Source organism: Rugamonas sp., assembly GCF_025354735.1.
Taxonomy (GTDB): Bacteria; Pseudomonadota; Gammaproteobacteria; order Burkholderiales; family Burkholderiaceae_D; genus Rugamonas.
In genome coordinates this window covers 22,958-30,736 of sequence record NZ_JANXMI010000281.1, presented here as the reverse complement: position 1 = coordinate 30,736, position 7,779 = coordinate 22,958, and the positions used below count along the sequence as shown (strand labels likewise).

At 68.5% G+C, this 7,779-nt stretch carries 7 protein-coding genes; 2 read left to right on the top strand and 5 right to left on the bottom strand.

Annotation, left to right across the window (positions count from 1 at the left end):
- Positions 1-136: 136 nt before the first annotated feature.
- The 5 genes from Q0S71_RS22760 to Q0S71_RS22740 form a co-directional block, all read right to left on the bottom strand.
- Complete coding sequence (locus tag Q0S71_RS22760; protein ID WP_296000879.1) at positions 137-1,417, bottom strand: arsenic transporter; 1,281 nt, start codon at positions 1,415-1,417, stop codon at positions 137-139.
- A 74-nt stretch (positions 1,418-1,491) separates the two neighbouring features.
- Positions 1,492-1,971 (bottom strand): arsenate reductase ArsC, encoded by a 480-nt coding sequence (locus Q0S71_RS22755; protein WP_296000877.1) that lies wholly within the window; start codon positions 1,969-1,971, stop codon positions 1,492-1,494.
- 115 nt (positions 1,972-2,086) lie between these two features.
- Positions 2,087-2,416 (bottom strand): helix-turn-helix transcriptional regulator, encoded by a 330-nt coding sequence (locus Q0S71_RS22750; RefSeq protein WP_296000875.1) that lies wholly within the window; start codon positions 2,414-2,416, stop codon positions 2,087-2,089.
- 132 nt (positions 2,417-2,548) lie between these two features.
- Complete coding sequence (locus Q0S71_RS22745) at positions 2,549-4,051, bottom strand: hypothetical protein (RefSeq protein WP_296000873.1); 1,503 nt, start codon at positions 4,049-4,051, stop codon at positions 2,549-2,551.
- Positions 4,052-4,061: 10 nt separating this feature from the next.
- A complete protein-coding gene (locus tag Q0S71_RS22740) occupies positions 4,062-4,748 on the bottom strand; it encodes an ABC transporter ATP-binding protein (RefSeq protein WP_296000871.1) in 687 nt (228 codons plus the stop codon).
- Positions 4,749-5,016: 268 nt separating this feature from the next.
- On the opposite strand from Q0S71_RS22740, the gene Q0S71_RS22735 reads away from it, so the two are divergent.
- Both Q0S71_RS22735 and Q0S71_RS22730 read left to right on the top strand, forming a co-directional pair.
- On the top strand, positions 5,017-6,390 hold the full coding sequence (locus tag Q0S71_RS22735) for a sigma-54 dependent transcriptional regulator (protein ID WP_296000869.1): 1,374 nt from the start codon (positions 5,017-5,019) through the stop codon (positions 6,388-6,390).
- Positions 6,380-7,585, top strand: coding sequence for an ATP-binding protein (locus Q0S71_RS22730; protein WP_296000867.1), 1,206 nt, complete (start codon positions 6,380-6,382; stop codon positions 7,583-7,585). The genes Q0S71_RS22735 and Q0S71_RS22730 overlap by 11 nt, the downstream gene beginning before the upstream one ends.
- The last annotated feature ends 194 nt before the right edge of the window (positions 7,586-7,779 follow it).

Genomic DNA, 7,779 nt, shown 5'->3' with positions numbered 1-7,779 from the left:
GCCCCCAGATCGCCCAGTTTGTTCCTTGCCTTGCCATTTCCCACGCGTCGCCGGATCGGCCGTTACAACCGCCGACATTGGGCAAGCGCCCTGCTCACCGCTTTACGCCGTCAAAATCGAGTTATTAGAGCTCACCTTAAGCCAGGCGCGCGGCGAGCGCGGCCAGCGTGATCAATAGCACCGGCAAGGTCAACACGATGCCGACGCGGAAATAGTAGCCCCATGAGATACGGATATCCTTGCTCGCCAGGACGTGCAGCCACAGCAGCGTGGCCAGGCTGCCGATCGGCGTGATCTTCGGTCCCAGATCGCTGCCGATGACGTTGGCGTAAATCATCGCCTCGCGCACCACGCCCTGGGACGTGGTCGCGTCGATCGACAACGCGCCGACCAGCACGGTGGGCATGTTGTTCATGATCGACGACAGGATCGCGGTGATGAAGCCGGTGCCGAGCGCGGCGCCCCATACGCCATAGGTCGCGCATTCGTTCAGCACGCCGGTCAGGTAGCCGGTCAGGCCGGCATTGCGCAACCCGTAGACGACCAGGTACATGCCCAGCGAAAAAACCACGACCTGCCACGGCGCATCGCCCAGCACCGCGCGCGTCGAGATCTGATGGCCGCGCCCGGCCACCACCAGCAGCAGCGCCGCGCCGGCCGCCGCGACGGCGCTGATCGGCACGCCCCGATGCTCCAGCCAGAAGAAGCCCACCAGCAGCAGGCCCAGCACCCACCAGCCGGTGACGAAGGTCGCGCGGTCGTGGATGGCCGCGTGCGGCGCCTTCAGCTGTGCCAGGTCGTAGTTCGCCGGGATGTCCTTGCGGAAGAACCACATCAGGGCGGCCAACGTGGCGACGACGGCGACCAGGTCGACCGGCACCATGACGGCGGCGTAGCGGGCGAAGCCGACGTTGAAATAGTCGGCCGAGACAATGTTCACCAGGTTCGACACCACCAGCGGCAGGCTCGATGTGTCGGCGATGAAGCCGGCCGCCATCACGAAGGCCAGCGTGGCCCTGGCCGGGAAGCGCAGCGCGCGCAGCATGGCGATGACGATCGGTGTCAGGATCAGCGCGGCGCCATCGTTGGCGAACAAGGCGGCCACCGCCGCGCCCAGCAGGACCAGCAGCACGAACAGGCGCTTGCCGCTGCCGCCGCCCCAGCGCGCGACGTGCAGCGCAGCCCACTCGAAGAAACCGGCCTGGTCCAGCAGCAGGCTGATGACGATCACCGCCACGAAGGTGCCGGTCGCGTTCCAGACGATGTGCCAGACCAGCGGGATGTCGGCGACGTGGATCACGCCGGCCAGCAGCGCGACGACGGCGCCGGCGGCGGCGCTCCAGCCTATCCCCAAGCCGTGCGGCTGCCAGATAACGAGGATCAAGGTGGCGAGAAAGATCAGAAATGCGATGAGCACGGCTTGTCCTTGCGTATGGTGTCAACGGTGAAGAGGGAACCGGCCGGGGCCGGCCGGTATGGCTTGTTGCCGGCTCACGCCGAGATGGTGCCGATCTTGTCGAGTTCGGCCTTCAGGCGGGCTTGGTCCTTGGCCAGCTCGGCCAGCGGCAGCGCCAGGAACGCCTCGATGCGGGCCCGGATGATGCGGTAGGCCTGCTCGAACGCGGCAGTGATCTGGTCCTCCGTGCCCGCCACGTGGCCGGGATCGTCGACGCCCCAGTGTGTGCGCAGCACCGGCCCGAGGTAGGCCGGGCAGGTTTCGCCGGCCGCGCCGCTGCAGACGGTCACCACGATGTCCGGCGTCACCGGCAGATCGTCCCACGATTTGCTGTAGCAGCCTTCGGTTGAAATCCCCTTGCGGTGCAGCAGCGCCACGGCGCGCGGGTGCAGCTGGCCGGCCGGCTGGCTGCCGGCGCTGATGGCTTTCAGGCCCGCCGGCGCCAGGTGGTTGAAGGTGGCTTCGGAAAGGACGGAGCGGCACGAGTTGCCGGTGCAGAGAAACAGGATATGCATGGTGGGTGGGGGATAAAAAATTAAATGGCGGTGCCGCCAATCGCGTGGATCTCGCGCTGGATGGCGTTTTTTCCCAGCATGCGCAGCGGCAGACTGACGAAAATGTTCATGCGCGTCATGATCTGGCTTGGTTGACGCCGCAGCCCACAGGGCCGCAGGGAACACCGCCGCAGCAGTTTTCCGACAGGTAGCCGATCAAGCCGTTCATGACGACGATATCAGCCGAATAGAAGACGAAACGGCCTTCGCTGCGCGAGGTGATCAGCTTGGCGTGCGTCAGCTCCTTCAAGTGGAACGACAGCGAGGACGGCGCGATATCGAGCTGCTCGGCGATCTTGGTGGCGGCCATCCCTTCGGGGCCGAGCTGCACGAGCAGCCGAAAAATGCCCAGCCGGCTTTCCTGTGCGATGGCCGACAACGCGGCCAACACTTCCTTGGTGTCCATGGTCATTGCTTTCATAATTCAACAAGTATTGAATTATAGCCCATAAGCTACAACGCTTTAGGTGCAAAATCCACCATTTCGGTCTTGGGTAGGGCAGGGCAAAGGCATCACCGCGCCAGCACCACGCCGCGTTTAGCCGAAGTGCAGGCTGCCCTCGTGTCCATTGAGCGGCTGGCCGACGATGACGATGCCGGCAGATAGGAGCAGTTCCGACGTGGCGCCGGCGTGGACCGTACCAGCGTCTATGAGCGGCGCGGCCGACAGTGCCGCTTCGCTTTGTCCGGTCTGGCTGCCGATGCCGCTCTGCGAGAGAGTGGCGGTCGGCTGTTCGCTGGTCAAGCTGATGGCATTGATCATCAGGGTGCTAATGCTGGCACTTTTCAAGATCGCCAGCGGGCCGGACACGACACCCAGTACCAGCTGATCCGAACCGCCGATTTGGTTGACGCTGCCTTGTTGCAGGTTGCTGTATGGCGCGATGGTGATCGCATTGAGCGCGGACCACGCCAGCGTGGGCAAGCCGAGAGGCGCCCCGATCGACGGCAGCTTGTGCGGCGTCGCCTCCATGCCTGCTTCATAGAGGTTGATGCCTGTCCCGGCGCTGGCCGGCATGCCAGTGACCACCGCATGGGGCTGGTCCGCATGGATGGACAAAGTCAGCGGGGAGCTGGCGGCGCCGGCCATCAACGACGCCATGGCACGGTCGGCGGAGAGCGGCGGCGCGGTATCGGTTTCGATTGCCGGGAACGCGCGGCCGGCTTGAAAGTGTCCGGTATCGGCATCCAGTGGCGGCGCTGACGTGGCGGCATCGCGCCCGTGGTGCTCGTGCCACGCGATGGCGCCGTTCGCGGCCGTGTCCTGCCAGCCGGCGGCGTGATGGCCGGCACCTGTGTTGTTGTGCTCGTCGGTCCGTGCCAGATCGTCATCTTCGTGCGACGGCAGTTGATGGTGCTTGTCGATCAACAGCGCATAGATAAGCAACAGCAAGGGATTCAGCGCATAACTGTAACGGCTGGTGAGTGGGCGTTTGCGGCGCGCCATCAAAGGGCTGGCGGCGTACGGCAGGCGCAGGTGTTGTTCGATGGCGCTGCCGGCGTTATCGCCCTCCGGATTGTCGCCAGGCTCGCCGGCGGCATCGTCAGCCGGGACGCCGGCTGTCAAGTCGTAGGAGGCGGGCACGCTCCAGGTCTGCCACGCCGCATGTGCCGCGAGAGTCAGGCCGGCGGCCAGTGCGCCCAGCGCGGTCAGTGGCAAGGGCAGCAGGGCGTGCGAGGCGGGCGGCGGCGGCATCAGGCACAGCGCGGCCAGCGCCTGCCGGCCGGCGGCGCGCCGCATGTCGCCGCCGAGAACGCGGTAGAGCGCGATGTCCGCGCGGCGCCCGCGCATGCGCGCACGCTGCGCTTGCATGTAGCCGCCGGCGGCGGCGGCCAGCGCCAGCGGCGCGATGGGCAGCAGCGCCAGCGTCAGCCGCGCGGCCGCCGGCGTCATGGCATCGGAGTAGCGCAGCCGCCACCAGCCTTCGAGCAGCGCGCACAGCGCGGTGGCCGACAGCAGTTCGAGCACGTCGCGCCAGGCGCCGGCGGTGCGGCCATGGCGGCCCAGCCAGCGGTGCAGGGGAGGGAGGACAGCGCGCATCGATGTCTCCTCAGCGGCGGTATTCGGCGTCGGCCACGATGCGGCCGGCGGCCAGTTGCACGATGCGCGCCGCGTGCGCGGCGATGCCGGTGTCGTGGCTGGCCAGGACCACGGTGACGCCGGACTGATGCAGCGTGCGCAGCAGGAGCATGGTTTGCGCCGCCTGCCGCGCGTCCAGGTGGGCGGTGGGTTCGTCGGCCAGCAGCAGTGGCGCCTGCGCGATCGCCGCGCGGCAGATGGCGACACACTGCTGCTGTCCGAGCGACAGCTGGGAAGGGTGCAGGCCGGCACAGTGCTGCAGGCCGTAGCGGGCCAGCAGGGCGGCGATGCGCCGCTGCCGTTCGGCGGCGTCGCGCAGGTCGCCGTTCAAGCCCAGGCCGATATTGTCGGCCACGGTGTAGCGCTCGATCAGGTGGCAGCGCTGAAAAATGTAGCCGATCTGGCCGGCGCGCGCCTGCTGCCGCCGCGCCTCGCCGGCGCCGCTGACGAGTTCCCCGCGCCACCAGTGTTCGCCGGCGCTACTGTCGTCGAGCAGGGCGAGCAGGTTGAGCAGCGTCGATTTGCCGCTGCCGGAGGGACCGGCCAGGGCCAGGTAGTCGCCCGCCTCGATGCGCAGGTCGACGCCGTCGACGGCGTGCAGCGGCCCGTGCGGCAAGCTGTAGGTACGGCGCGCGTTAAGCAGCGTTATGAAAGACATCAGCGGCGGTGGTAAGGAATTATGCAGCGCATAGTATATATCCACCTGGCAATTTCCGGGACAGGGAAATAGGCGGCGAAGGCCGTGTTCAAGCTGGTGAAGGCCGGTGCCGGGGCAGGCCGCCGCGCCAGATTGTCCGGTTCCGGACAGTTGCCGGCCGCCGCCCCGCGATCGCGTGCTTTAGCCGGCCCCGACTGCTAGAATGCGCTCCGCCGCCGCCGGGCGGCTGCGCAATCCGTCGTGCCATTTTGAAAGGCGTCCGCTCCGCATGGATCTCTGTTCCAGCCATATCCTCGTGCTTGACGATGATGCCGACGTGCTCATCGCGGCCCGCGTCTTCTTGCGGCGCAAGTACCAGCGGGTCCAGACCGTCTCGACGCCGGCGGCGCTGCGCACGGTGCTCGAGCGCGACGTGCCCGACGTGGTCCTGCTGGACCTCAATTTCACCCACGGCCGCACCGACGGCGCCGAGGGGCTGTCGGTGCTCGGGCTGCTGCTGGCGTTGCCGACGCCACCGGCGGTGATCGCGCTGACCGCTTACGCCGACGTCGCGCTGGCCGTGACGGCACTCAAGCGCGGCGCCGCCGATTTCATCACCAAGCCGTGGAACAACGCCCATCTGGAGGGCGCGATCGACACCGCGCTGGGGCAGCGCGCCGCGCAGCACGTGCCGGCGATGCCCTCGCTGATCAGCGACTCGCCGGCGATGCGCGACATCAAGCACCTGATCGCGCGGGTCGGACCGACCGACGCCAACGTCATGATCCTCGGCGAGAACGGCGTCGGCAAGGAACTCGTCGCGCGCGCCGTGCACGACGCCTCGCGGCGGCGCGACGGCCCCTTCCTGGCCGTCGACATGGGCACGCTGCCGATGGCGACTTTCGAGAGCGAGCTGTTCGGCCATGTCGCCGGCGCCTACACCGACGCGCGCGGTGAGCGCGCCGGCCGCTTCCAGGCGGCGCGCGGCGGCTCGCTGTTCCTCGACGAGATCGGCAATATGCCGCTGGCGGCGCAGGCCAAGCTGCTGGCGGCGCTGGAGCGACGCCAGGTCACGCCGATGGGCAGCGACCACGCCGAGGAGGTGGACGTGCGCATCATCAGCGCCACCAATCTCAACGAGGCCCAGCTGTACGATCCGGCGGTGTTCCGCGCCGACCTGATGTTCCGTATGAACACCATCGTGATCCGGGTGCCGCCGCTGCGCGAGCGGCCGGAGGATATCGCGCCGCTGTGGCGCCACTACCTGGCCCATTATGAGCGGCAGTACCGGCGCGAGCCGCACCGGCCGTCGGCCGATGCGGCAGAACGCCTGCGGCGCTTCGCGTGGCCCGGCAATGTGCGCTCGCTGCGCCACGCCTGCGAGCGCGCCGTCATCGTCGGCCAGCGCGCCGAATACACCTGGGACGACTTCGGCCTCGATGGCGCCCCGTCCGCCCCGGCCGCCACGGCCGGCGCCGGCGCGGCATCGGCAGGGCCGGCACCGACCATGCCGGCGGCGGCCAGCCTGGAATTGCAGGCGCTGGAGCGCGAGGCCATCGTCACCGCGCTGGCCATGGCCGGCGGGAATATCAGCCGGGCGGCGCGGCTGCTGGGCGTGAGCCGCGCCGCGCTCTACCGCAAGCTGGAACGCCATGCCCTCTGAGCGCCGGCTCAAGGGGCGCGTGCTGGCCAGCGTCGCCGTGCTGGCGCTGGCGGCGGCCGAGGCCGGCGCCGACCGGGTCGCGGGGCAAGGCTGGTCGATCTGGCTGCTGGTGGCCGTGCTGGCGCTGCTGGAGCTGTTGCGCAACCTGGCCATGCTGGCGGCGCCCGCCCCATCGCGCGCGGCGGCGCCGGCGCCGGCGCTGGACGATCCAGCGGCGGCCTGGCTGCGCTACGCGCCGATCGCGCTGTTCCGCATCGATCTCGATGACGCCGCCGGTCCGGCCGTGGCGCTCAACGCCAGCGCCCACCGGGTGCTGGCGCACGGCCACGCCGCCGAGCATGGCGAGCTGTACGAGACGCTGCGACGCCAGCAGGTGGGCCAGCGCACGCTGGTCTGGTTCAACGGCGAGCACGGCGCCGAGCGCGTGCTGCTGACGGCGGCGGCGCTGACCACCGGCGCGGGCCGCCAGCAATTGCTGGCCTGGATGCCCGTCGAGAACGAGCTGGAGGCGGAAACGCTGAGTGCGTGGCGCGAGCTGACGCATGTGCTGACGCACGAAATCATGAATTCGCTGACGCCGGTGGTGTCGCTGTCGCGTTCGGCGCAGGAGTTGCTGGAGACGGTGCAGGCCTTGCTGCCGGACGACGTCAACGAGGACTTGTCGATCGCCTTCGCCACCATCGAGCGGCGCGCCACCAGCCTGCAGGGATTTGTCGACAGCTACCGCACGCTGTCGGCGATGCCGGAACCGCGGCCGGAGACGATGTCGCTGACCCAGGTCTTCGGGCGCCTGGCGGCCTTGATCGGCGCCGACTGGCAGGCGCGCGGCGGCCGCGCCGAGTTCGATGTCGAGCCGGCCGCGCTGACGCTGGAGGCCGACCCCGGCCAGTTCGAGCAGGCGATGATCAATCTGCTGCTCAACGCCGCCGACGCCACCGCCGGCGGCGCCGCGCCGCTGGTGCGGGTGACGGCGCGCCGGCACCGCGACGGCCGGGTGCGGATCGACGTCTGGGACAACGGCCCCGGCATTCCGGACGAGCTGGCGGCGCAGATTTTCGTGCCGTTCTTTTCGACCAAGGAGCGCGGCAGCGGCGTCGGACTGGCGGTGGTGCGCCAGCTCCTGCATGGCAATGGCGGGGCGGTGCGCTACGTCAAGCCGGTGCGCGGCGGAGCGCAATTCAGCGTGATGTTCTGACGCCGCGCGCGGCCGGCCCGGCGTGCAATGTCCGTATCCGGACAAAAACCTGTGCCGCATCCGCACACATGTCCGAATACGGTCAGTACATGTTTTCCATAAGTAATTGATTCTACATAAGAAGTTATCTGGCATCCATCTTGCTGTACGTGCTTAGTCCCGCTACTTGACGGTGGCGATTCAACACGCGATTA